Raw genomic sequence first — 26,167 nt, 5'->3', positions numbered from 1 at the left:
ACGTCAGGACGGGTTCCTACTGGGCCGGGGTGGTTCCGGCCTCGCCACCGGCGGGCGCGGTGGCCTGCGTGAGCAGTTCCTGCTCCCACTCGGCCAGGGGCTCGCCGCCGCCTGCTTCCGGCTTGGAATCGTCGGAGGACTGGCCGGCACGGGCCTGAACTCCCTCGGCGACCGCCGAGGCGACCACGCGGGTGAGCAGAGCGGCGCTGCGGATCGCGTCGTCGTTGCCCGGGATCGGGTAGTCGACGAGGTCCGGGTCGCAGTTGGTGTCGAGAATCGCGATGACCGGGATGTTGAGCTTGCGTGCCTCACCGACAGCAATGTGCTCCTTGTTGGTGTCCACCACCCAAACGGCGGACGGCACCTTGGCCATATCGCGGATACCACCGAGTGTCCGCTCGAGCTTGTTCTTCTCACGCGTCAGCATGAGGATTTCCTTCTTGGTGCGACCCTCGAAGCCACCGGTCTGCTCCATGGTCTCGAGTTCCTTCAGGCGCTGCAGGCGCTTGTGGACGGTCGAGAAGTTGGTGAGCATGCCGCCGAGCCAGCGCTGGTTCACATACGGCATGCCGACGCGAGTGGCCTCTGCGGCGATCGACTCCTGTGCCTGCTTCTTGGTACCGACGAAGAGGATCGTGCCACCGTGGGCAACGGTCTCCTTGACGAACTCGTAGGCCTTGTCGATGTAGGTCAGCGTCTGCTGCAGGTCGATGATGTAGATGCCGTTGCGGTCGGTGAAGATGAACCGCTTCATCTTCGGATTCCAACGGCGGGTCTGATGCCCGAAATGTGCGCCGCTGTCCAGCAGCTGCTTCATGGTCACGACAGCCATGTCGTCATTTCCTTTGTGTGCAGTTGACATCGACACCGGTCGGTGCCGATCCTGGCGCCTGCCGCCGTGGTGGACCCGGGTCGCAGTTCTCGACCGCATCCCGGGACCGCCCACCCGGCGTGATGAACCGCTTTTCACGAGGTGAGTGCGGTTCGCAACGCAGGCGCGCGAAGTCACCTCACCGAAGTCGATGAGGTGCGTCGGCCAGTTTACGCCGGTCATCTGCCGAAAACCAAAATCCACACCCGGCGTTCTGCCGGTCCGCGCGGTCTCGGCTGCCCGGCGACGATTTCTGCGGGAGCCGATCACGCCACCCGTGCGTCAGATGTTCATGGCCGACCACGACCGCCGGGCCCGACGGCACCGCCGGAAACGTCTGTTCCGGGTCATTGTGTACGCGGTGTCCGAGCTCGTGCTGGTTGCCGTGCTGCTGTGTGCGCTGCCGGGCGTGGCCGGCGCCGCCCATCCACGATTCCGACTGCCCCTGCCACCGCCGCCCGCGGTGATCCGTGGATTCGACCCTCCCGAGCACCGGTGGCAACCGGGTCATCGCGGAGTCGACCTCTCGACGTCGCCGGGCACCGTCATCCACGCGGCCGGCGCCGGGACGGTGCAGTTCGCCGGCGTGGTCGCCGGGCGCCCCGTCGTGTCGATCCGTCACGCCGATGCACTGATCACCACCTACGAGCCGGTCCGCGCCTCGGTCCGGCAGGGCACGACGGTACGTCGCGGCGAGGAGATCGGCACCGTGATCGCCGGACACGAGGGATGCCCGGCGCCTGCCTGCCTACACTGGGGCGCTCGCCGCGGCCAGGGCAGGGCGGCCACTTACCTCAACCCCCTCGCCCTGATCGGCGCACTCCGCGTCCGACTGAAACCCGTCGATGGGATCAGGCCCGGGGATGCGCCTGCCGATGGACCGCACGCAGGCGTTCCACACTGACATGGGTGTAGAGCTGTGTGGTCGCCAACGACGAGTGCCCGAGTAACTCCTGCACCACCCGGAGGTCGGCACCACCTTCGAGAAGATGGGTGGCCGCACTGTGCCGGAGTCCGTGCGGCCCCATGTCCGGCCCGCCGGCGGCCGCCACCGCCCGGTGCACCACGCGTCGGGCCATCCGTTGGTTGAGTCGGCCACCCTGTGCGCCGAGCAAGAGGGCGCCCGCCGACGACGGCCCGGACAATGCCGGCCGCCCCTGCGCCAACCAACGCTCGATCGCCGCTGCGGCCGGATCCCCGTATGGCACCGTCCGTTCCTTGTTCCCCTTACCGGTCACCCGCACAACGCGTCGCGTCTCGTCGACGTCGCCGACATCGAGCCCACAGAGCTCTCCGACACGAATCCCGGTGGCGTACAACAGTTCCACGATCAACCGATCACGCAACGCGAGCGCTTCCTCATCCGTCCCGCCAGCGGCCGCCGACCGCATCGTCGCGGCGGCCTGGTCCGGCGCCAGCACGGCAGGCAACGTCCGATGCGCCTTGGGCGCCTGCAGACGCGTCGACGGATCTGCGCCGAGTACCCCCTCCCGGGTGGCCCACGCGCAGAATGCCTTGGCCGACGACACCCGGCGTGCGATCGAGGTCCGTGCCGCGCCACGGCGCGTGTGGTCGGCAAGCCAACTCCGCAGCAGCGACAGGTCGATGTCGGCCACCGACACACCCCGTGCCCCCGCAAACGTGACGAGTCCACGGACGTCGGCGACGTACGCACGGACGGTGTGCTCGCTGTGCCCCTTCTCGAAGGTGAGATAGGTGGTGAAGTCGTCGAGGACGCCGGCGTTGTGGGGCGAAGCGGTGTCGGACTCGGCGGTCATGGCATCGAGAGAACTAGCCACCGTTGTCGAGCGCAACCGGGCACGCGGTCCGTTGCCGGATCGTGCCCGTCCGCACGGCTACACCGCAGCTCCGGCCGCCTCCTCGGCAGCGCGCAGCTCCGACTTCCACTCTCGGAAGCCCTCTTCGGTCCGACCCCGGCGCCAGTAGCCGGAGATCGATGCATTCTTCGCCCCGACACCGCGTTCCTTGCGCACGTACGCGCGCAGATTGTGCATCACTGCCTGCGCCTCGCCGTGGATGAACACATGTGGTTCACCGTCGAGCCACTCGGCGGCGCGGACGGCTGCGATCAGGGGAGCATTGTCGCCGGCCCGGTCGTCGCCGACCTCGCCCGCCGGCCCACCGCGATGGACCCACACGATCTCCGTACCGGGCGGTGCGGTGAGCGCGATCTCATCTTCCGGACCCGCGACCTCGATGAACACCTTCGCGACGGCGTCGTCGGGCAGCGCCTCGAGTGCGGCGGCGACCGCAGGCAATCCCGCCTCGTCGCTGGCCAACAGATGCCAGGGAGCCGCTGCCGCCGGTCGATAGCCACCGCCGGGACCGAGGAACCGAACAGTGGCACCGGGTTCGACCGTTGCCGCCCACGGACCCGCGATGCCCTCGTCGCCATGGACGACGAAGTCGACGGCGATCTCGCGACGGTCCACATCGATCGAGCGCACCGTGTAGGTCCGCAGCACAGGCTGCTCCGCTGCCGGCATGAGCCGCATCTGCTTGCGGTCGACATCCCCCTGGAATGGCGCACCATCGGGACCGAAGGCAATCTTGATGTACAGGTCGGTATCCCAGGTACCACGATCACCGTCGGGGGTGAAGTCGTCGAAGTCGTCGCCACCGAGGTAGAGACGGACGAAGTGCGGGCTGAGCTGCTCGCGACGGAGCACCGTCATGATGTTCATGTGTTTGGCCATGAAGCCTCCTCTCGGACACCACAGTACGCCGCATTAGGTAAACCTAAGTAAATAGATCCGACGCATCGGATTCGCCGTGTGATCTAACCTGGGAGTTCAGGTCGTCGAATTGTCAGTACACAGTCACAACCCATCGAGGTCAACATGCCGGAGCCGTCCCCTCGACGCGGATCGCGTCTGACCGTGGATGACTGGCTCGATGCCGCGATGCAACTACTGATCACCGAAGGCGTCGGAGCCATCAAGATCTCGCGGCTGTGCGCACACCTCGGGGTCACCAAAGGCAGCTTCTACTGGCATTTCACCGATATCGCCGCACTCATGTCGGCGCTTGCCGATCACTGCCGGAAGGTCGAGGAATCGGCGAGGCAGACTTTGGCCGATCTGCAGACCCTGCCCCCGGTGGAACGGATCGAGGCGATGGTTCGACTGGTGTCCGACCCTCGGCGATGGACGGTCGAGGCCGCCGTTCGCACCTGGGCCGAAACCGACGAATCCCTGGCGGACATCGTGGCCGCACTCGACGACCAGATCTTCGACATCTCCCACGAGGCGATGCGGGAACTCGGTTTCGACGAGCCGGAGGCACATGCGCGCGCGACGACTCTCCTGTACGCGGGGATCGGTTATCTGCACGCGCGCCGGCGCCACGGCCCCGCAAGTGACGACGACACCCGGATCTTCATCGACCTGCTCACCGGGCGCTGAAGGCGCTCAGATCTGCGAGTCGTCCTCACGGAGCCCCCATGGCTGCCCGTATCCGCCGCGGGCCTCGTCGGCTCGCATCAATTCGAGGAAGGGTTCTGCCGGGAAGGCCTCAGGACCCAGGACACCCGTTCCGCGCCAGGTGCCCGCGGCCAGCAGTTCGAGCGCGATCACCGGGCCCAGCGCGGTCTGCCAGACCACACATTGCGTGCCGTAATCACGCATCGTCCACTCGTTGTCGCTGACGTGGTAGAGGTACACGCGGCGTGGTCGTCCGTCTTTGATGCCGGTGACCGCCAGCCCTGCGCAGGTCTTCCCGGTCATGACCGGGCCGATGGTGGCAGGGTCGGGCAGGACTGCGGCCACCACGTCACGCGGGGCCACCTGTACGCGTCCCGCGGCCGAGCGCACGCCGACCGGCTCGGTGGAATCGAGACCGAGCGTGTTGAGAACCCGGAGCACACCGATGAACTCCTCCCCCAGACCGTATTTGAACGTGACGCGCCGCGCGTCGCACCATCGCGGCATCAGCAGGACCTCTTCGTGTTCGACGTTCACACATTCGACCCGGCCGATCCCCTCGGGGAAGTCGAACACCTCCGGCTCGGAAAAGGGCGGCGTGGTGAAGAATCCCCTGTCCCTCTCCCAGATCACCGGCGGATTCAGACATTCCTCGATCGTGGTCCAGATGCTGAACGACGGCGCGAAGATCTCCTCGCCACTCTCGTTGCGCACCAACAAGTTTGCGCCGTCCCGGGTGCCGAGTTCGTGGACCTCGTCGAAGAGGTTGTCGCAGGCGTAGCGGGCGAACACGTCGGACAGACCGGGCTCGACCCCCATCCCGACCAGCGCGAGGCGCCCGGCAGCCTCCCAGTCCGCAGCGGCGGCGAACTGCTCATCACCCAGCTTCACTCCGGTGTGGCGATGAGGTTCGGACGGGTGCGGAGTCGACAGACTCATGGCCATGTCCAGATAGTCGGCGCCGCCGGCGAAGGCTCCGCCGAACACCGTCGGCACGAACTTCGGTTCCACCGCGTTCATCACGTGCGTCGCACCGTGATCCCGAACCGCATCGCGAATCGCCGACGCATCACCTGCGTCGATCGCCACCGCGCTGAACTTCGCGGCAACACCAGCGCCATGCATGTCGACGATCGCGGCCACCGTGCGCCGCGCCCGGCCCTCGTCGTAGTCGGCGATGACCATGTGGTCGAAGAACTCACGTCGAGCGGCGATCTTCGCGATGGCATCGCCCACACCGCCTGCGCCGACCAGCAGGATTCTCATACACCGACACTAGTCGCGGACACCGAGACCTTTCTCGACCTTGTGATCATCGCAGGGGGGCATGTGCTGGGCGGCGCCCGCTGACGGTCCGGCCCGTGGGCGCGGAGTTCGTGGTGTCGTTCCGCCGCCGTCGCTTTCCTCATGACAGTCGCCACATTCCGGCGTCATTCACCACGTGTCCACTGACATCCATCCGGGCGAGCGCGGATCGCACGTCCGGGATGTCGAGCCCGGCGGAGAACGAGATCTCCTCGATTGTGACCGATCCCCGACCCGGCAACGCATCGTGCACACGCTGCTCGTCTGCCGTGAGGCGATCAGTGGACCGCGTTCGGCCCCGGCCGTTGTCGACTGCGCCGTCGGGAGCGGCGAGCGCGATGACCGAACGGATGCCGGTCACGAGCACTGCCAGGTCGTCGGCGATCATCTGGTGACATCCGATCGATGTCGCCGACGTCACGGGGCCTGGTACCGCGCCGAGCGGACGGCCGAGTTTCCGTGCCCACGCGGCAGTGTTCGCCGCGCCCGACCGCCGTCCCGCCTCCACGACCACCACGGCGGCAGACATGGCGGCAACCAGGCGATTCCGGGTGAGGAAGCGATGCTTGGCAGCGGTGGTACCCGGTGGGTACTCGGAGACGACCAGGCCCCGGTCGGCGATCTCTGCGAGCAATCGTGCGTGACCGGCGGGATAGTCGCGATCGATCCCACAAGCCATGACCGCCATCGTCGAACCACCGGAAGCCAGGGCACCGCGGTGGGCGACCCCGTCGATCCCGTATGCCCCGCCCGAGGTCACTGTCCAGTTCTCCGCGACGAGTCCGGACGCCAGGCTCGACGCGACCTGCTCGCCATAGCCCGACGCGGCACGCGAGCCGACCAGCGCGATACCCGTCGTCGCCAAGTCGTCGAGGCGGCCGGGCCCACGGACCCACAATGCCAGCGGCACTCCGCCACGGGCCGCCGTGTCCGACTGACTCAACGACATCAGCGGCCAGCCCGGCCATTCGGCGTCGTCGCGGGTCACCAGGCGGGCCCCGATGCGCTCGGCGATCTCCAGGTCTTCTGCGGCGGTGTCGATCTCGGCGCGAGCGGCCGTGGCCTCGAGTACCAAGGGATGGCCTGCCGGGACCGAACGCGACCGCACTGCGGCTGCCGCCTCGACCGGGCCGAGCTCGTCACACAGAGATTCGATTGCAGCGCAGGGCGGTTCGGCGACACGGGCGAGATACGCCCAGGCCCGACGCTCGGTGTCGTCGAGGTGGTGGCTCATCGGTATCCTCTCCGGTCCCGGTACAACAAGGCCTCGGCGATCTCGGTCTCGCCGGGCTCGGTACCCTGCTTCAGGTCGGCCAGGGTCCACGCGAGGCGGATCGCGCGATCGGCTCCCCTAGCCGTCACGCGTCCGTCGCGAAGGAAGAGCTCGATCGGCCGTAGAGCTTTGGGTGACAATCGAAATCGCTGCCGCAGCGCGGAGCCCGGTACTTCTGCATTGGTCAGCCAGCCATGTTCCGACCATCGTTCGATTGCGGTGGCCCGAGCCTGCGAGACACGCTCGCGCACTGCCGCGCTGGGCTCCTCGATCGAGTTCATCAGTGCGGTGTTCCCAGGTGGATCCATACGAACCCGGATGTCGACGCGGTCCATCAACGGCCCAGACAGCTTCCCGAGGTATCGACGTCGCGCGACAGCCGAACAGACGCAATCGATGTCATGCGCAGGTGCGCACGGGCAGGGATTGGCGGCCATGATCAGCTGAAAACGGGAGGGGTAGGTGGCCACGCCATCTCGCCGAGAGACACGGACCTCACCTTCTTCCAGGGGTTGTCGCAAGGAATCAAGAACCTTTGCCCCCATCTCGGCACATTCGTCGAGGAACAGGACTCCTCGGTGCGCACGAGAAACCGCACCGGGTCGCGCGAAGCCGGTACCTCCGCCCAGCAGCGCCGTCGCAGTTGTCGTGTGATGCGGGGCCACGAACGGCGCTTCGGTGATGAGTGGATGGCCGGCCCGCAAAGTTCCGGCGATGGAGTGGATGGCGGTGACCTCGAGAGATTCTTCGGGACACAGCGCAGGCAGGATGCCGGGCAGCCGTCGCGCGAGCATCGTCTTGCCGATGCCGGGCGGTCCGGTCATCAAGACGTGATGCGCGCCGGCAGCGGCGATCTCGAGGGCATGACGCGCCTCGGACTGTCCGACGACGTCAGCCATGTCGGCGACCTCGGGTGGCGGTGGAACGCTGTCGGAGTCGGAGACGGTGTCCAGCACGTGGTCTCCCGCCAGCCAGCGGACGACCTCCCGCAAGGTATGTGCGCCACCGACGTCGAGGTCGGCAACAAGAGCGGCCTCCGCGACATTCGGAATCGGCACCACGGCATGGGTGAACCCGCAGTCACGGGCCCTCTTCAGGGCCGGGAGCACTCCGCGCACCGGCCGCAGCCCGCCGTCGAGGCCGAGTTCTCCGAGGAACACCGTGTGATGCAACCGGGTGGTGGTCACTTGCTCGGTCGCGGCGAGGATCGCCAATGCCATGCCGAGATCGAACGAGGAGCCCGCCTTGGGGAGATCGGCCGGAGCGAGCGAGACCGTTACCTTCATGTCCGGGAACTTGAGCGTGCTGTTCGAGATCGCCGCGCGGACGCGGTCGCGGGCCTCACGCAGCGACGCATCGACCGTACCGGTGACCGCAAAACCCGGCAGTCCGTGCCCGACGTTCGCCTGGATCTCGATCTCTCGCGCGACAAACGCGTTGAGTCCCACCGAATGCACGCGCCCGAGCCCGGTGCCGAGACCTGGCTCGCTCATGCGAACACGCCTCGATGGTGACGCACCACGGCTCGGTCGACTGCGGTCGGGTCCCTCGAGTCGAGTTGGACCGACAGCACGTCGAACCGGATCTCGCTCCACCAACTGTCGCGATGGTCGGCCAGCCAGTGGCGGATCAGCCGCCTCATCCGGGCGAGCTTGAGAGGGGTGACGGCCGCGGCCGGATCGTCGAAGATCCGGGAGGCCCGCGTCTTCACCTCCACGACGACCAGTGCCGAGCCATCGGCGGCGATCAGGTCCAGCTCGCCGAATCGGTTGCGCCAGTTACGCTCGATCACAGTCCACCCGAGACTCTGCACGTGTTCGGCGGCGAGATCTTCACCGAGACGGCCGATATCCGCGCTGCGTGGACGTCGGGGTTCGGCAGCCCGCTGCGGCCGGGAAGTGTTGTCGCTCATGCCTTAAGCATCGCTGGAACGTACGACGGTTCAGTTCGTCACAAGCGAAATCGTCCGGTTCTGTGGATGGTTCAGAGAATGTGGACAGGTTGCGTTTCTGTTCCCGCCCACAGATCAGAGCTTGAGATCCGTGTCGGTCCCATCGGCTTCGTCTGATTGTTTCGCGCGCGCCTCGGCTGCGGCCGGCGCCTGCGGGGGCGCCCAGTCCCCGATCACCGGCGGCCCGACCAGTGGCAGGCTGCCGACGATCTGTGCCCCGTTCTCCTGGGTGTGGAGGTAGTGCGCCGGTTTGTGACTGCGGTCGTCGGATCCACGCGCGCGCCCTCCGTGGGGTGCACCGCCCATCGGCCCACCTGTGCGCCCCGGGCCGGCGCCCACAGGGGTCGTGGAGTTCGCAGGCGTAGTCGACGGCGACGCTGCGGGCAACGCTCCCGACAGCCTTCGCGACATCGCCGATGCCGCGTTCGCGCCTCCACTCCCGCCCGAGCCTGCGCCCGTACCCCCGCCGCCGACCTTCCCGCCCGAGCCCGCCGTTGCCCCGGCGCCCATGGCGGGCATCATTCCTGACGGGACGGTCGAACTGCCCGAACCGTTCGCGCTCCCGAGGCCGCCTCGGCTGAGGTCATCGGGATCATCGGCACCAGCGCCGCCGCTCGAGGCGTCATCGCCCAGTGACAGGGGTTTGTCGCCAGAGGAATTGGTGTTCGACGACGGTGCACTTGCAGCCGGACCCGCATCGGTCGGCGTCGCTGCGCCGGTCACTGCATTCTTGTTGCCGTACTCCCCGAGGTCAGATGATCCGCCTGCGGTGGTATGGGTGCTGCCGCCACCACTGTTTCCACTGCCATCACCTGAGCCACCGACGGAGCTTACGGTCGACCCGGCGATCAGGGCAGAACCCACTGACGGATTCACGATCGGGTCAGGAGCTTGACCCGCTGCGGAGCTCATCGGCCCGTTGTAGAGACTCGTCATGAGAGATGCCGCGCGCGTCATGATCTCCGCGGCGTCCTCGGGCTTTTCTTCCATCTCCTTCTGCATCTGCTGAAGGAATGGCACCTGCACCTTGGCGGCAGCCATGATTCCCTGCGCCGTCGCCAAGGCACCTACTCCCCCCGAGACGGACTTCGCTCCGGAAGTTATGTCGGTCGCGAGTCGAGATGCTCGTTCGGCGCTTCCCTGTGCGGCGTGACCTTCGAGACCATCCTGACCGAAGTCTTTCAGACGCTCTGTCGCTTTGATAGCGGCGTCGATGGCCTGTTCCAGCGCGAGAGCATCCTCCCCGGCCGAGCCCGGCTCCATTGATGCGATTCGGCTCAACATCTGTTGGATCGCGAGCCGCCAGTCGGTCGATCCACCGCCAGATGCCGCGGCCGAGCCCGCGTTCCTGCCGTCGTCCGCCACGGATCCCCCTCGGTCTGCGCCTTCCACCGGTCGCCACCATCGATGTCCAACGGTTGGTTATCCTACTTGTGACTTCTGTGTCTGCGGGCGCGAGACCTGCGGGTGTGGATCGCCAGGATGGAACCGCTGCGGCGCATGCGACGTCGAACGTTCTGTGGGGAGGACTGTATGAGCGGTGGGGATGGGACGTCGATGGGCGGGGAGGTGGGGGGAATGGTTGGCGCTCCCGCCGACAGTTCGATCCGACTTGCGTCTGATGACACGGCGTGGGCCAAGCGTGCTTCTGCAGCTCGCGCGGCCGCACGAGAGCTGGACGACTGCAGGATGACAATTACCCGCATAATCGGCATGAACTACTTTGGCCGCGATTGCGTTGAAGGCTTGGCGCTCTTTGAAGCTTTGAGGTGCGCCATAGTCGACAGTGGATGGAGCACACAACTCGTTCACCAAGTCAACGAGCTAAACACCTTGGCCGCGAACTGCGATGCTGCCTCTGATGCGATCAGAAACCGGGATGAACAAGAAGGTCGGCTTGAATTCCAAAACTAGTCGCTGGATCCGTTGCAACCCGGTGGTAGCGGTCGCGTGGGTCGCTGGCTTTTCGCTCCTTTCACTGACCGGCTGCAGTAGTGAGGTAGACGGCAGACCGTCCTCGCACCCAGACTCCTCCGCTCCGCCACAAGAAGTAAGGCAGATGGATGACGCCGGAAAAGCGCTGCCATTTCACAATAATTTTCCTGATCGGTGGAATTCGGCAAATAGTGGCACTGAATATGAGCCTTGCAACGCCGACGAAGAAAGCTTGATTCGCGTAGGAATCGATCCTCGAAAAATTGAGGACGCCGCCACTGTAAATGGGCAGACTCTACGTGGATGCAATTGGCACTATTCGCCGCCGGCATCCGAATACCTAAGCGCATATCAGATAGTCGGGAACTCTGAAAGTCTTGCGTGGTACAAAGTGCAAAATCGCGTCGGATCAAATTGGCTTCCCGACATTACGATTAGCGGCCGAACAGTGGGGATTGCCAGCGACAAGTCGGGCGGCTGCATAACTTACGTACAGTCAGGAACAGCAGGCGTGGTCACGGGAGCCGGATACGGTCTCTTGCCGAGTCTGCCGCAGAAAGAGATCTGCGGCCACGCCATCGATCTCACCCGCGCCACCATCGACAAAATCCCTAAATAACCATGCCCTCAAATGAATCCGTAGCAAATCCGCGCCAAATGCGGATTATTGCTACACAATCGCGTTCCACCGGTCGCCACCATCGATGTCCAACGGTTGGTTATCCTACTTGTGACTTCTGTGTCTGCGGGCGCGAGACCTGCGGGTGTGGATCGCCAGGGTGGAACCGCTGCGGCGCATGCGACGTCGAACGTTCTGTGGGGAGGACTGTATGAGCGGTGGGGATGGGACGTCGATGGGCGGGGAGGTGGGGCGAATGATTGGCGCTCCCCCTGTGGTGTCCGATGACGTTGCTTGGACTCGGCGGGCTGACGCAGCGAAGGCAGCAGCGCGAGAACTCGCCGACTGCCGACACAGGCTAATGACGATCGTAGATTCAAACTATTTCGGTCGTGACTGCGTGGAAGGTCTCAATCTTTATAACGCGCTCCGCACATCGATTGTCGAAAGCGGCTGGCGTACACAGCTTGCCGAACATATTTCCGAATTGGAGACTCTCGCCGCTACACGTCTCGCTGCGGCCGAATCAATCCACAATGCAGATTCTCAATTAACCCAAGACTTTGAAAACTAACGGCCCTGTTCCGACGTTGCGCAATGCGGCCATATTCATTTTGATGTTGGCGGCCTCACTTGCCACCGGTTGCTCCGGACAAATCAGCGGCAGCCCAACGCAGCAATCAAGCCCTGCCATCTCCAGCACGCCGACTGGCCCACGGCAGACTGACGACAATGGCGTTTCATTGCCCTTTAACAATCACTTCGCACAGCGATGGAACAGCTCAAATGATGGAACGTCCCATGAACCTTGCACGACAGATCCGAATAGCCTCTCACGCATAGGTATCGATCCCGGCAGCGTAAAGGACGCGGCGACAGTAGACGGACAGTCATTGCGTGGATGCACTTGGAGTTACTCGCCGCCCCGTTCCGAATATCTTGCGATCTCGCAGACGGTCGTCGACTCAGATGGCCTTTCCTGGTACAAGCAGCAAAATCATGTGGGCTCAACCTGGCTACCTGATAGGAATATCGAAGGACGTGATGTCGGTGTGGCAAGTGACAATTCCGGAAGCTGCACAACCTATGTTCAGTCCGGAGGAAGCGGAGTGATCACCCTTGCCGACTACGCTCTGAGCCCAAGCCTCCCCGTGTCAGAGATCTGCGGCTATGCGATCGATATGGTTACAGCCACGATCGACAAAATCCCCAAATAACCACGCCCGCAAATGAATCCGTAGCAATAATCGCGGACGCGGGCGGGCGGGGTAGATCAGGGCTCGTCCGGGAGCCGGAGTTCCGGCTTCTCGAGCTCCTCGATGTTGACGTCCTTGAACGTGATGACCCGGACCTGTTTGACGAAGCGCGCGGGTCGGTACATGTCCCAGACCCAGGCGTCGGACATGCGCAGCTCGAAGTAGATCTCGCCGTCGGTGTTGCGGGGGACCATCTCCACTGCGTTGGCGAGGTAGAAGCGCCGTTCGGTCTCCACCACGTAGGTGAACTGACCGACAATGTCCTTGTACTCGCGGTACAGGGAGAGTTCCATCTCGGTTTCGTACTTCTCGAGATCCTCAGCACTCATTCGACAAGCCTATCGTGGTCGGGTGGGGGCCGGACGTCACCCGCGCGGCGACATTCCGGTAGGACATACGGTGCTGCACCGACGGTCCGTGACGATCGATGCAAGCCATGTGATGGGCCGTGCTGTAGCCCTTGTGAACGGCGAAATCGTAACCGGGGAGGTCGGCGTCCATCGCGACCATGATCCGGTCCCGGGTCACCTTGGCGATGATGCTGGCGGCGGCGATGCAGGCGGCGGCACCATCGCCACCGATCACCGGTAGCGACGGCACTGTCAGCCCTGGCACCACGAATCCGTCCGACAGCACGTATCCGGGGGTGACGTCGAGGCCGGCAACCGCGCGACGCATCCCTTCGATGTTCGCGACGTGGATGCCGATCCGGTCGATCTCATCAGCGTCGATGATCACGGCACTCCAGCTCAACGAGTACTTCGTCACCGCCTTGTACAGGGACTCGCGTACCGCCTCGGTCAGACGCTTGGAGTCGTCGAGGTCGGCGAGCGAGGCGATCTGCGTGGGCTTGAGGACGCACGCGGCGACCACCAGCGGTCCTGCGCACGCTCCCCGACCTGCTTCGTCGACGCCTGCGACCGGACCGAGCCCGTTGCGATGCAGGGCGAACTCGAAGGTGCGCAGGCTTGCGGCCCGACGAATCGGGAATCGCGGCGGCCAACGGCTCACAGTTCACCTCCCCACACCGGCGCTATCCCCGGTGTCATGACTGGGGATTGTGCGAGGACACACCACCGATCCGCGAGAAGGGATAGATGATGAATCGGACCTTGCCTCGGATGTCGCTCTCCGGCACCGTGCCGTGGAACTCGTCCTCCATGTGGAACCGGGAATCCGCCGAATTGGCGCGGTTGTCCCCCATCACCCACACGTTGCCGTCGGGCACCTTGACCGGACCGAAGTCGGGTCCGTAGCAGGAGTTCGGCTGACCGTTGGGGCCCGCTGCCATCTCGTTGCCGGCCGCGACGTCGTCGGCCTGCAACTGCTTGTCGACGTACGGCTCTGTCAACGGCTTGCCGTTGACCTTCACCCCGACGTTCTCGGCGTTCTTGCATTCCACGGTCTGCCCGCCGGTGGCGATCACGCGCTTCACCAGATCGTTCTCGTCCGGCGGCGCGAAACCGAACCATGACAGACCATCCTGCAGTCCGTGCACGACCGGGTTCTCGGAGCGGGGCGAGAGCCACGCACCGTCCCATGACTCGCTGGGAGCCTTGAACACCACCACGTCACCGGGGCTGGGGTCGCCGAAGCGATACGACAGCTTGTCGATGACGATGCGGTCGTTGGTGCAGCCGGCACAACCGTGCAGGGTCTGCTCCATCGATTCGGACGGAATGACGTACTGACGTCCGATGAAGGTCTGCAACAACCACGTCAGCAGCAGCACGCAGCCGATGATGATGACTGCTTCACGAAGTAGCGAGCCACGCTTCTCGGGTTTGTCACTCTTGGTGCGCCATGGGCGCTCGTCGGGGTGGTCGCCGTCACGGTCCCAGCCGTAGTCCCCCGCATCGGAGGACGAGCGATCGGCAGCGTGTTCGGATTCCCCACCCGTGGAGTGTGTGTCAGCCACGTCGTCAGGGTAGACGCGTCAGCGCTTTTCCTTGATCTTGGCTGCCTTGCCGCGCAGATCGCGCAGGTAGTAGAGCTTCGCGCGACGCACGTCACCGCGGGTGACCACGTCGATCTTGGCGATGTTCGGGCTGTGCACCGGGAAGGTGCGCTCCACGCCGACGCCGAAGGACACCTTGCGCACGGTGAAGGTCTCGCGCACGCCACCGCCCTGGCGACGGATCACGACGCCCTTGAACACCTGGACGCGCTCCTTCGAGCCCTCGATGACCTTGACGTGGACGTCGAGGGTGTCGCCGGGTCCGAACTTGGGGATGTCGTCGCGCAGCGACTGCTTGTCGAGAAAGTCGAGGGTGTTCATCGTGGTGGGTCCAATCTGGCGGTTCGCGTGAACAGAGGAACCTGGCGGCCCGCACTCGACCCCCCGACCCGCGGGTGATCATGTGTGAGGTTCGACCGGTTCGTGCTCCGAGTCAAGGTGCGTCCCGGGACCACGTCCCGCAGGTGGGACATCATCGCCAGGCAACCCGACTATTGTGCCAGACAGACCCCGCTGCGGCGAAATCGCCGGTGGTGGTGGCGCCGGGTGCACCACGCGATCGAGCCGATCCTCGGTGGCGACCCGGACGTGCGGCAGAACGTCGGGCCGGCCGGCAACCAGATCCTGGACGAAGATCTTCACCCGCACGAACGGCCGTCGGAGCTTCCGCTCACGCTCGATCGCCCGTTCCAGCTTCCTCGGTCGCGACAGATATCGCCAGCGCGCCCACGGCGAGGTCGGACGTGCCAGCCGGATCACCCCGACGATCAGCAGAGGCCACGCGAACACCCCGATCACGCCCGTCCACACTTTGCCCTTCAACACGACGATCGCAGCCAACACCAGGTTCAGCACCGCGGCGATCAGGTCGACCACGAACGTCCGTCCGATCCGCAGATCGTGGAGAGCATCGAAGTAGAGGTCGAGAGGCCGGAATCCGAGCAGGATCATGCCGGTGGCCGCGAGGGCGATGAAGACCGCATCCACCGACGTCCGACCCTCTTGCGACCAGTAGACGTCGCGCAGGTAGAAGATCAGCGCGAACTCGTCGAGGATGAGCGCGGCCCCGACGCCGAACAGCCCGGCCAGGACGGACATCGCGGCCTGATCACCACTGAGCGCGAACGCGATCAACCCGAGCCCGGACAACAGCGTCAGGACCACCCCGAACACCACGTGGTGGACGTGCGTGTCGCCGGCTGTGACGTTGGAGAACCACCAGCCGACGTCGGCCCTGATCAATCGCACGCTGATGCGGATCACCACGAATCCGACGATCAATCCCAGGAAGAACACCAGCAGGGGCAATCGCCCCCGCTCGATGATGTCGTGTGACATCCAATCGGCGGCCCGATGCGAGAGCCAGTGGTGCACACGCCAAGGTTAATGCCGCAGTTCACCCGGCGTAGCGATTGAGGACGCTCACCACCGCCGGCGTCCCGCGGAACGCGATCGCAGCCTCGTAGGCGGCCTCTCGCAGCCGGTCCCTCGGCTCCCGGGCGATGACGGCCCCAGAACCCGCCCCGACCACGTGGACCAGACAGTTCACGGCGCGCGCCTGGAAGAAGGCTCGATCGCGCGCCTCGTCGTCACCACGACGACCCGCGATGAACGCGCGTTGTTCCAACTGCGCGAGGCGGCTGCCCACCTCCAACCGGTGTCCCGCCGATACGGATCCGCGTTCCCGCAACTCCGTCAGCGCGGTGGCGAGTTCCGCGCTGTCGGCGACGTCGACACCCGACAACACCGTGATCGCCAGAAAGTACATGCACGGGGCGAGATCACTGTCGGGCACGCGGTCCACCAGTTCGGCGACGTCCTCGGGTAGTCGCGTGACCCGGCCGCTCATGGGTGATCACTCCCCGGCTCGTGGGAGAGCGACGGAAGTCCGTCGTGAGATCCGTGCTCGTCCGGCGCGAACAACTCGGCATCGGTTCCGGCGAGTGCGGCAAGGGTCCCCGGTGCCATCGGCGTCGCCGATGCGATCGCCTGCAGGCTGATCCCGGATGCGGTCATGTGGTCGACGACGGCGAGTTCGGCTGCCCGGCCGTTGCCGGCGATGATCTCGCCGGCGCTGAGCGTGATCCCTTCGCGCAGATAGGGATACGGGTCGCTGGTGCCGATCACCACCGCACGGGATCCGTCGGCGGACACGCCGATACCCACGGCCATCCGGACCCAGCCCGCCACCGACGACGGCAGTCCCGACTGCAGCTGGGCGGCCCGCCGTTGCAGCCAGTTAGTGTCGGGACCGCTGAGTTCCGCCGGGTCGGGACTCACCGTCCCGGCGTGTGAGGCGGCCAGCGCGCCGGCTCCCGCGGCCAGTCCACTCATCGCCGAGAACGGCAGCATGCCGCTGGTCGCGGCGGGCTGTGCCTGGTCGTCGTGGTGTCGGTGGCCGGCGCCCCCGGCCGCGTCGGTGTAGTCCTCGCCGGCCGCCGTCAGTGCCATCCGGCCGCCACCGGCGGTGACAACGCGCGCGGAGTCGTCCCCCAGCGTCGCGAGCAGGTCCGATCGCAGTCGCTCCCGGTCGGCGAGCGACGCGATCACGGCCATCTCGTTGTGCGTGGTCGCCGCGGCATCCGCGTAACTGTCCAGCGTCTTCGCAGTCGACTCGAGCCGCCCGATCAGCCGCCCGAATCCCGTGTCCGGAGAGCCGGTCAGCGCGCGCCCGCCCTCGACGACCCCGTCGTGGAAGGCACCGGCACCGATCACATGGTCACGATGCGCCGCAACAACCTCCACGGCCAGGTCGGCCGCGCGCGACGCCAGATCACGGCAGCGGGCGGCCGCCGCTCGCAGTCCGCGGACGTCGGCACTCGGCCACGTGCCGGGAGCCAATTGCTCGGCCAGGGCACGGATCTCGGGCGGCACGCTCATCGGCGTCGGCCCCGTGGTCATCGGTCGCCCGACTTCAACCGCAGACCTGCCTCGTCGTCTGCGCCGCCGATGTCACGCACGCCGCGGGCGATCAGCATCTGATGATCTGCCAATGCTCGCGCCACCCCGGCCGACGCTCCCGCGAGGTCGGTGGTGAGGCCGGCGAATCCAGTGCGAAATGCGCGTGCGGCATCATCGACGCCGATCGCGGCATCGGCCTCGGCGAGCGCGTCGGTCACCTCGACGGCAAGCCACCCGAACCGGGTGTCCACGGCCGCGAGGCGGGCGGTGAGCCGGGTCAACGAGTCGACGTCGACATCGAGTCGCCCGGCGCCCGGCGATGGACGGCCATGCTCGCCGGGAAACGATGTGTCAGTCATTCGTGTCCCCCGCCCGTCGCGGGCTTGCGCCCTCACCCAATCGGATATCTGAATAGTCCGGTGATGGTTGGACGGCCGCGGTGTAGATCTGGTTCCGCTGGTCATGTAACCGCTGATCTGCCTCGGCGACGAGCGCGGTGATCTGCGCCGAGAGCTGGTCGGCCCGGTAACGACGCATGGCGCGGGGATCGATCGTCAGATCGTGCAGCAACCCACGGGCGTCGACGGTGACCGACACCAGGCGATCGGTGCTGACAGCGTGAGCGGTCAGCCCGGCCATCGCCTCTCCGACCCGGGTCAACTCCGACCGCTGACGAGACAGCTCTTCGAGCATCGCCGCCCATCGGTCCGCCATCATCCGACCCCCTCCCGGTCGAGCAATCCTAGCGGCCGCTCACGCGAGATTCGAGCGTCACACCGGACGGCAGGCAACGGGTCGGGCCGACCGCTTGGTCACTCGGCACTCTCGTCATGAGATCCGCGAGGCAGCAGGTCCGGTCTGCGCGCAGCCGTCCGCGCCAGCGACTGCTCGTGCCGCCACGCCGCCACCTTCGCATGGTCGCCGCTGAGCAGCACCGGGGGCACGTCGAGGCCGCGCCACGACACCGGCCGCGTGTAGCTCGGACCCTCGAGCAGCCCGTCGGAGAACGAATCCTCTTGGTGCGACTGGGGATTGCCGAGTACGCCATCGATCAGCCGGACAGTGGCCTCGATCATCGCCATCGTCGCGACCTCGCCCCCGATGAGCACGAAGTCGCCGAGGGAGACCTCCTCGACCCGTACGCGACGCGCCGCGTCGTCGAAGACGCGCTGGTCGATTCCCTCGTATCGCCCACACGCGAACACCAGATGATCTTCCGCGCTCCAGCGCTGTGCGGTCTCCTGGGTGAACGGCACGCCCGCGGGGGTCGGGACGACGAGCAGCGCGTCGTCAGGACACACCTCGTCCAGACACGGTCCCCACACCTCGGGCTTCATGACCATCCCGGGCCCACCACCGTACGGCGAGTCGTCGACGCTGCGATGCACGTCATGGGTCCACGTACGCAGGTCATGCACGTCGACGCTGATGCGGCCCGCGTCGATCGCCTTGCCCAGCAGGGCAAACCGCAACGGGTCGAGATACTCGGGAAAGATCGAGACGACGTCGATGCGCATCGTCACGCCTCGGGGTCGAGCAGACCGTCGGGGGGATCTATCTCGATCAGATCGGAGGTCACGGTCGGCACGATCTCGCGGACGAACGGGATCAGCACCTCGGCGCCCTCCGGGGTCGTGACGGCGAGGATCTCCCCGCCGGGCAGGTGCAGCACGGATGCGACCCTGCCGACCTCCCTGCCGTCGATCGTCGAGACCGGCAGACCCTCGAGTTCGTGATCGTAGAATTCGTCGGGGTCATCACCCGAGTCGACATCGGTGCTGTCGATCAGAAACAGCGTGCCGCGCAGAGCATCTGCCGCCGACCGGTCGGCCACCTCATCCAGGGACAGCAACAGCCGCCCGGCATGCTGCCGGGCGGCTGTCACCGTGAATGTCTTCTCCCCGCCGCCGCGAGGCAGTCGGCCTCGCAGGTCGGTGCCGGGAGCGAATCGCGACTCCGGATCGTCGGTGCGGATATCGACGACGACTTCACCGCGAACACCGTGAGATTTGGCCACACGGCCGACCACGAGATCCATCGCGGAATCGTTCTCGCTCAGCGATCGGTGTCGACGATGTCCACGCGCATACCGCGGCCACCGATGCCGGTGACGAGGGTACGCAGTGCGGTCGCGGTGCGGCCGTTGCGACCGATCACCTTGCCGAGATCCTCGGGGTTGACGTGCACCTCGACAAGCCGGCCACGACGGCCGGTGATCATCTCGACACGGACATCGTCCGGGTTCGCGACGATGCCACGGACGAGGTGCTCGACCGCGTCAGCGACGACTGCGGTCACGCGTCGGCCTTGTCGTCACCGGTGGTCGCGGCGGCGTCGGCGGAGGTCTCGTCGTCGGCCTTCTTGGCAGCCTTCTTCTTCGGGGTGGTGGCCTCGGCGGCCGGTCCGCTGTCGGCGGCGGCCAACGCGGCGTTGAAGAGGTCGAGCTTCGACGGCTTCGGCTCCTTGGTCTTCAGGGTGCCCTCGGCGCCCGGGAGGCCCTTGTACTTCTGCCAGTCACCGGTGACCTTCAGGATGGCCGCGACGGGCTCGGTCGGCTGTGCGCCGACGCCCAGCCAGTACTGCGCGCGGTCCGAATCGACCTCGATCAGGCTCGGCTCTTCCTTCGGGTGGTACTTGCCGATGGTCTCGATCACCCGGCCGTTGCGGCGGGTCCGAGAATCAGCGACGACGATGCGGTACTGCGGGTTGCGAATCTTGCCGAGACGCGTGAGTTTGATCTTGACAGCCATGTTTCTTCCTCGAGTGGTCACTGCGCAATTCAGCGGCCCGTCCGGTGACGGACCCGGTTTTGCGATCTGTTGTGGTGTGACCGTCGGTCGGTGCGTAACCGGGTCCGACGAACCAGCGTGCCATTCTGCCAGACCGGACTGCCGGAGCAAAAACCGCGTCGAATCGACGCTGCGGCGTCGACCTCCACGAGGTCGCGCACGGGGTTCGACATGTGGTTACCCACCCCGCTGAAGGTAACCACATGTCGCGTGCCGACCGCGAAGACCCCGACTCACCGATATCTCCCGTGGCGGCCCTCCCCTGACCTGCCTCGGGGTGAAGTCGGCGATGTCTCCGCGCCCGCGAACCCATGCAACGCGGACGTTACATTACCAGCCAGTAAGTTAGCGGTACCAGTTGGACGAACGTGGAGTACCTCACACGAATGCGTCACAGCCACGGACGCGAGCTGGGGTTTTGTGCTCGATGAGATCAGGAAACGGTTAGCCCGGAGCAAACAATCGATCGCGGTCGGCGCAGGGTCGTCAGGTCTTCACGTGGGTCGTCGTCGAGGACGATGAAGTCGGCACGATCGCCCTCGCCGAGGACGCCTGCACCGAGCCACTCCCGCGGCGCGACGCTGGCGGCCCGCAACGCACCCTCCGCCCCGAAGCCGACCGCGGCCATCGCCACGATCTCGTCGACGATCCGCCCGTGCTCCACGAACCCACCCGCATCGGTGCCGGCGAACATCGTGATCCCCGCCTCACGGGCGGTCGCGAACACGGCCTCCGCATTCTGGTAGAGCTTGCGCATGTTCGCCTGATAGGTCGGGAACCGATCCGCGCCATCGGCGATACCCGGGAAGTTCTCCACCTGGATCAGGGTGGGCACCAACGAGATCGACCGTTCGACCATCTCGTCGACGAGATCCGCCGTCAGTCCGGTGCCGTGTTCGATGCAGTCGACTCCGGCGCCGATGAGGTCGGGCAGCGCATCGGAGCCGAAGACGTGGGCGGTGATCCGCGCTCCCTCCGCGTGCGCGGCGGCCACTGCCGCATCGAGTTGTCGCCGCGTCCACAGCGGCGCGAGATCCCCCACCTCACGGTCGATCCAATCGCCCACGATCTTCACCCAGCCGTCGCCATCGCGCGCCTGCCTGGTCACCTCGTCGGCGAGCTCGTCCGGATTCTCCAGGTCGACGCCGTAATCCCGCAGATAGCGTTTCGGGCGCGCGATGTGCTTGCCCGACCGGATGAAGCGCGGGCAGGCCGGGTCGTCGTCGAGCGGGTGGGTGTCCAGTGGCGACCCCACCTCGCGGATCAGCAATGTGCCTGCGCGCGCATCTGCCTTCGCATACTCGCGCGCCCGGTCGATGGTGACGCCGAGCCCCGGCGCGATCCCGACGTGGTTGTGCGCGTCCACCAGGCCCGGGATGATCCAGCCGCCGTCGAGGACGGTGCGCGCGGATGCCACCGGCTCGCGGGTGATGGTGTCACCGACCACCCAGAGGTCGATCTGTTCGTCACTGAACGGGTCTCGCCCACGGTAGTGCCGCACGTCGTCGGCGGGCGCCGACCCGATTCCCATCGGTCCGGCCACCGCGGCTACTTCTTCTTCTTGGGCTGGAATTGGCTGACGTCGAGGCCTTCGAGCCCCGGTGGCAGCTCGTCGAGGCCCGCAGGCATGTTGGACAGGTCGGGGAAACCGGCAGGCATCCCGGGCATACCGCCCATGCCGGGGAAACCGGCACGCGCGGCCTTCGGTGGCGTGGGCCCGCGGCCCTTGCCCTTCTTGCCCTTGCCCTTCTTACGGTTGGTCTTGCGTCCCCCGCCGCCCATACCCATCCGGCCGGACATCTGCGACATCATCTTGCGGGCGTCGTAGAACCGGTCGACGAGCTGATTGACCTCGCTGACCGCGACACCCGAGCCGTTGGCGATACGCAGCCTGCGCGACGCGTTGATGATCTTCGGGTTGTCTCTCTCCGCAGGCGTCATCCCGCGGATGATCGCCTGCACGCGGTCGAGCTGCTTGTCGTCGACCTGCGACAACGCATCCTTCATCTGGCCTGCGCCGGGCAACATGCCCAGGATGTTGCCGATCGGACCCATCTTGCGGATCATCAGCATCTGCTCGAGGAAGTCCTCGAGGGTCAATTCCCCCTGGGTGATCTTCGCCGCCGCCGCCTCGGCCTGCTGGGTGTCCCAATGCTGTTCGGCCTGTTCGATGAGCGACAGCACGTCGCCCATCCCGAGAATCCGACTGGCCATCCGGTCCGGGTGGAAGACGTCGAAATCGTCGAGCTTCTCGCCAGACGACGCGAACATGATGGGACGTCCGGTGACCTCACGCACCGAGAGCGCCGCACCACCACGGGCATCGCCGTCCAGTTTGGTGAGCACGACGCCGGTGAACCCGACTCCGTCCTGGAAGGCCTCGGCGGTGGACACCGCGTCCTGACCGATCATCGCGTCGACGACGAACAGGACCTCATCCGGTTCGGTGGCATCACGGATGTCCGATGCCTGCTTCATGAGCTCCTGGTCGATACCCAGGCGACCCGCGGTGTCGATCACCACGACGTCGTGGTGCTGGGCGGCCGCCTCGGCCACGCCACTGCGCGCCACCGACACCGGATCGCCCGCTGTGACACCCAGCTGGCCCTCGCCGCCGATGCTGGTCCCGGGATGCGGCGCGAAGACCTTGACCCCGGCACGCTCACCGACGATCTGCAGCTGCGAGACCGCGCCGGGACGCTGCAGGTCGCAGGCCACCAGCAGCGGTGTGTGGCCCTGCTTCTGCAGCCAGTGACCGAGCTTGCCCGCCAGGGTGGTCTTACCGGCACCCTGCAGGCCCGCCAGCATGATCACCGTCGGCGGGTTCTTCGCGAACGTGATCCGACGCGTCTCGCCACCCAGGATCCCGACGAGCTCGTCGTTGACGATCTTGACGACCTGCTGGGCAGGGTTCAACGCACCGGACACCTCGGCGCCCTTGGCGCGCTCCTTGACCTTGGCGATGAAGCCACGGACCACGGGCAGGGAGACGTCGGCCTCGAGCAACGCCAGCCGTATCTCACGGCAGGTGCGGTCGATGTCGGCATCGGACAACCGGCCCTTACCGCGAAGATCCTTCAGGGCATCGGCCAACCGATCGGAAAGCGAATCGAACATGCCTCTAGTCTTCCATGCTCGTGCCCCGGCCCGATCACCTCCGGTGTCGGAATGGTTCACCGGCGCGTGGTCGTGTGGTCGTCGTGTCCGTCCGGCGGGTGCCGCTCAGCTGATCGGCACCCCCGACCGCGCGGTCCCGCCATGATGCTGCGGGCCGTCGCCGTCATCGCCTTCGGCACGCGGTTGCGGCGGCGGACACACCGCGATGACGTCGTCGGCCAGGCGTGTCCTGCCCGACGCGGTGTCGTCGTCGAGACGTAGGCAGAACGTGTCGACGACGGTGCTGCCCAGGGTGGCGACCTTGGCCCAGCGCACCTGTGCGCCGTGCCGTTCGATCACCGCGCTGACACGGCTCAACAGACCGATGCGGTCATCGGTCCGCAACTCCATCAGGACGTCGCCGGGATCGGCGGGTGAGTCGGCAGCATCGAGATCGATCCAGATGACGCGGGGCGGTGCGACCGCGAACAGAGCGGGCACGGCGGTCTTCGGGTGGCCCGCACCATCGACCGCCGGGTCGGTGCTGCCCGCCGAGGCGCCCGTTCCCGCCGACACCCCGGGTGTCGCCGACACCGACCCGATCGTCGGGATCGGCGATTCGGCCTCCCGTGCGTCGAGCCGGGCCAGCACGTCGATCTTGCCGTCGATCGCGGCCATCAGCTGCTGGCGCATCAGCCCGCCCTCGGGCGGGCTGCCGAAGAGCGGGACCACGACGAACGAGTTCACCGCACTGCCCCCGTGACCCTGGACCGTCGCCGAGTGCGATCGAAGACCGTTGAGCGCCAGCACGCCGGCCATCTTGGACAGCAGGCCGGGCTGGTCCGGGGCGACCATCGTCACCCGGAAGGTGTGCGGGCCGTCGGCAGGCGACATGACCACCGCGAACCCGCCGGCCTCCGCCAACGCGATCTGCTCCGGCGACAACGACTCCGGTCTGGCCGGCTCGCCCCCGTCGATCAATCGGAGCGCACGCCGCACGAGGTCGTTGATCAATGAGGCCTTCCACTCGCCCCACACCCCGGGTCCCGTCGCGAGCGAGTCCGCCTCGGCGAGCGTCGCGAGCAGCTCGAGCAGCGTCCTGTTGTGGCCGAGGGTCGTGGCCACCGATTCCGCGGTCGCCGGGTCGTCGAGGTCGCGGCGGGTCGCCACACTCGGCAGGAGGAGATGATGCCGGACCATCTCCGACAGGAGAGTCACATCCTGCGGCCAGAGCCCGAAACGATTGCCCACCTGGATGGCCAGGTCCGCGCCCACGATGCTGTGATCGGCACCCCGTCCCTTTCCGAGATCATGGATCAACGCACCGAGCACCAACAGGTCCGGACGCGACACCCGCGTGGTCATCGACCCGGCATGTGCCGCCGTCTCCACCAGGTGACGGTCGACGGTCCATGTGTGGATGGCATCACGTGGCGGCAGGTCACGAACCGCACCCCACTCCGGCAACAGCCGCCCCCACAGCCCGGTCCGGTCGAGGGCCTCGATGGGGTCGACCATGTGATGGCCCGACCCCAACAGCACGAGAAGATCGCTGAGGGCCTCGGCGGGCCACGGTTCCCTGAGTTCGGGGGCGTAGTCGGCCAGACGGCTGAGGGTCGACGCACTGATCGGCAGACCTGTGCGCGCCGATGCCGACGCCACCCGCAGGATGAGCCCCGGGTCCTTACTGGGAATCGCGTTGCGCGCCAACACGATCTCCCCGTTGTGCTCCACCACGCCCTCATCCAGCGGGCGGCGGATCGGCGATCGGCGCAGTTTCGCGAGACCCCGGCGCGGCAACGCATTACCCGCGGTCCGCAGGCCGACATCGATGGAATAGCTGATGGTGCGGGCCGAATCGCTGATGACCCGTGCCAGGTCGAAACGGTCGCCGATCCGCAGGGCCGCACCGATCTCGTCGGCGTCCTGTGCGCGGACCTGCTCCCGGGGACGACCGGCGATCCGATGCAATTCGGTACGGATGTCCAGCAGTCGGCCGTAGGCGACCTGTGGGCCTGCACCCGGCGAGTCCGGCCGCAGGCTCGCCATCCCGTCGGTGAGTTGCGCGATGGCCAGCGCACCGAGCAGCTGGACGTCACGCAGACCGCCGCGACCGTTCTTCAGGTCCGGCTCGGCGCGATGCGCGATGTCACCGGCGCGACGCCAGCGATCCTGCGCATGCGCGACGACTGCGGGGAACCGATCACGGATGTCGGTGCGCCACTGCTGGCGGATACCGCCGATCAGCAAGGTGGACAGATCCTCGTCACCGACGATGTGCCGCGCCTCGAGCAATCCGAGTGCGGCACTGACGTCCTCGGTGGCGACCTGGAGTGCCTGCGGGACCGTGCGCACGCTGTGATCGAGCGGAATGTTGGCGTCCCACAACGGGTACCACAGGCCGTCGGCCACCTCGGCGACCTCGTCCGGTGGCATGTCGTCGTGCAACAGGATGAGATCGAGATCGGAGAACGGCAACAGTTCGCCGCGTCCGAGGCCGCCGACCGCGATGATCGAGTACCCACTGTCGGGTCGTATCCCGAGTTCGACGCCCTTGGACGTCAGCCAGAATTCGTGAAGGTCGACGAGCACCTGCCGAAGGCCCGGGGCGTCGAGCTTCCCGCTCTTGCCCGACTCCAGGAGCTGGCGGCGGGTGGCAGCGAGATCGGTTGCGGCCACGGGTGTCTCGGGAATCGGACGTGCAGGACGCGGCCCCGCGCCTGAATCATCAGACGCGGGGCCGTGAGATGGGTTGAGAAAGGGCATCGGCC

28 protein-coding genes are annotated in these 26,167 nt (G+C 66.3%); 4 read left to right on the top strand and 24 right to left on the bottom strand.

Annotation, left to right across the window (positions count from 1 at the left end; translation table 11 throughout):
- Positions 1-16: 16 nt before the first annotated feature.
- Positions 17-832, bottom strand: a complete 816-nt coding sequence (gene rpsB, locus IDF66_RS19090) for a 30S ribosomal protein S2 (protein WP_164306762.1) — start codon at positions 830-832, stop codon at positions 17-19.
- 325 nt (positions 833-1,157) lie between these two features.
- Here rpsB and IDF66_RS19085 point away from each other — a divergent pair, with 325 nt between their 5' ends.
- Positions 1,158-1,775 carry a M23 family metallopeptidase gene (locus tag IDF66_RS19085; protein WP_223309901.1) on the top strand — a complete coding sequence of 206 codons (618 nt, stop codon included), beginning with the start codon at positions 1,158-1,160 and terminating at the stop codon, positions 1,773-1,775.
- On the opposite strand, the gene IDF66_RS19080 is transcribed toward IDF66_RS19085, so the two are convergent.
- Both IDF66_RS19080 and IDF66_RS19075 read right to left on the bottom strand, forming a co-directional pair.
- Positions 1,723-2,649, bottom strand: coding sequence for a tyrosine recombinase XerC (locus IDF66_RS19080; RefSeq protein WP_190268194.1), 927 nt, complete (start codon positions 2,647-2,649; stop codon positions 1,723-1,725). The genes IDF66_RS19085 and IDF66_RS19080 overlap by 53 nt on opposite strands.
- 78 nt (positions 2,650-2,727) lie before the next feature.
- Positions 2,728-3,588, bottom strand: a complete 861-nt coding sequence (locus IDF66_RS19075) for a siderophore-interacting protein (protein WP_164306760.1) — start codon at positions 3,586-3,588, stop codon at positions 2,728-2,730.
- Between the two features lie 144 nt (positions 3,589-3,732).
- On the opposite strand from IDF66_RS19075, the gene IDF66_RS19070 reads away from it, so the two are divergent.
- Positions 3,733-4,296 (top strand): TetR/AcrR family transcriptional regulator, encoded by a 564-nt coding sequence (locus IDF66_RS19070; protein WP_164306759.1) that lies wholly within the window; start codon positions 3,733-3,735, stop codon positions 4,294-4,296.
- A gap of 6 nt (positions 4,297-4,302) precedes the next feature.
- On the opposite strand, the gene IDF66_RS19065 is transcribed toward IDF66_RS19070, so the two are convergent.
- The 5 genes from IDF66_RS19065 to IDF66_RS19045 form a co-directional block, all read right to left on the bottom strand.
- Positions 4,303-5,580, bottom strand: coding sequence for a saccharopine dehydrogenase family protein (locus tag IDF66_RS19065; protein WP_190268193.1), 1,278 nt, complete (start codon positions 5,578-5,580; stop codon positions 4,303-4,305).
- A gap of 139 nt (positions 5,581-5,719) precedes the next feature.
- A complete protein-coding gene (gene dprA, locus IDF66_RS19060) occupies positions 5,720-6,853 on the bottom strand; it encodes a DNA-processing protein DprA (RefSeq protein ID WP_190268192.1) in 1,134 nt (377 codons plus the stop codon).
- Complete coding sequence (locus IDF66_RS19055; RefSeq protein WP_190268191.1) at positions 6,850-8,385, bottom strand: YifB family Mg chelatase-like AAA ATPase; 1,536 nt, start codon at positions 8,383-8,385, stop codon at positions 6,850-6,852. Before IDF66_RS19055 ends, dprA begins: the two co-directional genes overlap by 4 nt.
- The gene (locus tag IDF66_RS19050; protein ID WP_190268190.1) at positions 8,382-8,804 is read right to left on the bottom strand and encodes a YraN family protein; all 423 of its coding nucleotides are present in this window, start codon (positions 8,802-8,804) and stop codon (positions 8,382-8,384) included. The genes IDF66_RS19055 and IDF66_RS19050 overlap by 4 nt, the downstream gene beginning before the upstream one ends.
- Before the next feature lie 114 nt (positions 8,805-8,918).
- The gene (locus IDF66_RS19045) at positions 8,919-9,884 is read right to left on the bottom strand and encodes a hypothetical protein (RefSeq protein ID WP_190268189.1); all 966 of its coding nucleotides are present in this window, start codon (positions 9,882-9,884) and stop codon (positions 8,919-8,921) included.
- An 820-nt stretch (positions 9,885-10,704) separates the two neighbouring features.
- Between IDF66_RS19045 and IDF66_RS19040 the strand changes: the two genes are divergently transcribed.
- On the top strand, positions 10,705-11,397 hold the full coding sequence (locus IDF66_RS19040; RefSeq protein WP_190268188.1) for a DUF3558 family protein: 693 nt from the start codon (positions 10,705-10,707) through the stop codon (positions 11,395-11,397).
- 617 nt (positions 11,398-12,014) lie between these two features.
- Positions 12,015-12,614, top strand: coding sequence for a DUF3558 family protein (locus IDF66_RS24155; protein ID WP_190268187.1), 600 nt, complete (start codon positions 12,015-12,017; stop codon positions 12,612-12,614).
- A 56-nt stretch (positions 12,615-12,670) separates the two neighbouring features.
- Here IDF66_RS24155 and IDF66_RS19030 read toward each other — a convergent pair whose 3' ends face one another.
- The 16 genes from IDF66_RS19030 to IDF66_RS18955 form a co-directional block, all read right to left on the bottom strand.
- Positions 12,671-12,982 (bottom strand): DUF2469 domain-containing protein, encoded by a 312-nt coding sequence (locus IDF66_RS19030; RefSeq protein WP_124706974.1) that lies wholly within the window; start codon positions 12,980-12,982, stop codon positions 12,671-12,673.
- Positions 12,972-13,664 (bottom strand): ribonuclease HII, encoded by a 693-nt coding sequence (locus IDF66_RS19025; RefSeq protein WP_164306674.1) that lies wholly within the window; start codon positions 13,662-13,664, stop codon positions 12,972-12,974. Before IDF66_RS19025 ends, IDF66_RS19030 begins: the two co-directional genes overlap by 11 nt.
- A gap of 34 nt (positions 13,665-13,698) precedes the next feature.
- Positions 13,699-14,571 carry a signal peptidase I gene (gene lepB / locus IDF66_RS19020; RefSeq protein ID WP_164306673.1) on the bottom strand — a complete coding sequence of 291 codons (873 nt, stop codon included), beginning with the start codon at positions 14,569-14,571 and terminating at the stop codon, positions 13,699-13,701.
- An 18-nt stretch (positions 14,572-14,589) separates the two neighbouring features.
- Positions 14,590-14,931, bottom strand: a complete 342-nt coding sequence (gene rplS / locus IDF66_RS19015) for a 50S ribosomal protein L19 (protein ID WP_164306672.1) — start codon at positions 14,929-14,931, stop codon at positions 14,590-14,592.
- A gap of 78 nt (positions 14,932-15,009) precedes the next feature.
- Positions 15,010-15,984, bottom strand: a complete 975-nt coding sequence (locus IDF66_RS19010; RefSeq protein ID WP_164306671.1) for a hypothetical protein — start codon at positions 15,982-15,984, stop codon at positions 15,010-15,012.
- Positions 15,985-16,006: 22 nt separating this feature from the next.
- Complete coding sequence (locus IDF66_RS19005; protein WP_190268186.1) at positions 16,007-16,459, bottom strand: hypothetical protein; 453 nt, start codon at positions 16,457-16,459, stop codon at positions 16,007-16,009.
- The gene (locus tag IDF66_RS19000; RefSeq protein ID WP_190268185.1) at positions 16,456-17,511 is read right to left on the bottom strand and encodes a hypothetical protein; all 1,056 of its coding nucleotides are present in this window, start codon (positions 17,509-17,511) and stop codon (positions 16,456-16,458) included. Before IDF66_RS19000 ends, IDF66_RS19005 begins: the two co-directional genes overlap by 4 nt.
- Entirely contained in the window at positions 17,508-17,870 is a 363-nt protein-coding gene (locus IDF66_RS18995; protein WP_190268184.1) for a hypothetical protein, read from the bottom strand. Before IDF66_RS18995 ends, IDF66_RS19000 begins: the two co-directional genes overlap by 4 nt.
- Positions 17,863-18,228 (bottom strand): YbaB/EbfC family nucleoid-associated protein, encoded by a 366-nt coding sequence (locus tag IDF66_RS18990; RefSeq protein WP_203588449.1) that lies wholly within the window; start codon positions 18,226-18,228, stop codon positions 17,863-17,865. The genes IDF66_RS18995 and IDF66_RS18990 overlap by 8 nt, the downstream gene beginning before the upstream one ends.
- A 95-nt stretch (positions 18,229-18,323) precedes the next feature.
- The gene (gene trmD / locus IDF66_RS18985) at positions 18,324-19,028 is read right to left on the bottom strand and encodes a tRNA (guanosine(37)-N1)-methyltransferase TrmD (RefSeq protein WP_190268183.1); all 705 of its coding nucleotides are present in this window, start codon (positions 19,026-19,028) and stop codon (positions 18,324-18,326) included.
- Positions 19,029-19,030: 2 nt separating this feature from the next.
- Positions 19,031-19,549, bottom strand: coding sequence for a ribosome maturation factor RimM (gene rimM / locus IDF66_RS18980; RefSeq protein ID WP_190268182.1), 519 nt, complete (start codon positions 19,547-19,549; stop codon positions 19,031-19,033).
- Between the two features lie 17 nt (positions 19,550-19,566).
- The gene (locus IDF66_RS18975) at positions 19,567-19,809 is read right to left on the bottom strand and encodes an RNA-binding protein (protein ID WP_124706967.1); all 243 of its coding nucleotides are present in this window, start codon (positions 19,807-19,809) and stop codon (positions 19,567-19,569) included.
- The gene (gene rpsP / locus IDF66_RS18970) at positions 19,806-20,261 is read right to left on the bottom strand and encodes a 30S ribosomal protein S16 (RefSeq protein WP_190268181.1); all 456 of its coding nucleotides are present in this window, start codon (positions 20,259-20,261) and stop codon (positions 19,806-19,808) included. Before rpsP ends, IDF66_RS18975 begins: the two co-directional genes overlap by 4 nt.
- Before the next feature lie 472 nt (positions 20,262-20,733).
- Positions 20,734-21,831 (bottom strand): amidohydrolase family protein, encoded by a 1,098-nt coding sequence (locus IDF66_RS18965; RefSeq protein ID WP_190268375.1) that lies wholly within the window; start codon positions 21,829-21,831, stop codon positions 20,734-20,736.
- A 17-nt stretch (positions 21,832-21,848) separates the two neighbouring features.
- Complete coding sequence (gene ffh / locus IDF66_RS18960; protein ID WP_164306664.1) at positions 21,849-23,417, bottom strand: signal recognition particle protein; 1,569 nt, start codon at positions 23,415-23,417, stop codon at positions 21,849-21,851.
- 105 nt (positions 23,418-23,522) lie between these two features.
- Positions 23,523-26,162, bottom strand: a complete 2,640-nt coding sequence (locus tag IDF66_RS18955; RefSeq protein WP_190268180.1) for a [protein-PII] uridylyltransferase — start codon at positions 26,160-26,162, stop codon at positions 23,523-23,525.
- Positions 26,163-26,167: the final 5 nt, after the last annotated feature.

The sequence above is a fragment of the Gordonia hankookensis genome (assembly GCF_014673215.1).
Lineage (GTDB): Bacteria > Actinomycetota > Actinomycetes > Mycobacteriales > Mycobacteriaceae > Gordonia > Gordonia hankookensis.
Note: the sequence above shows the minus strand (reverse complement) of the source record. Positions and strands in the feature narration are given on the sequence as shown.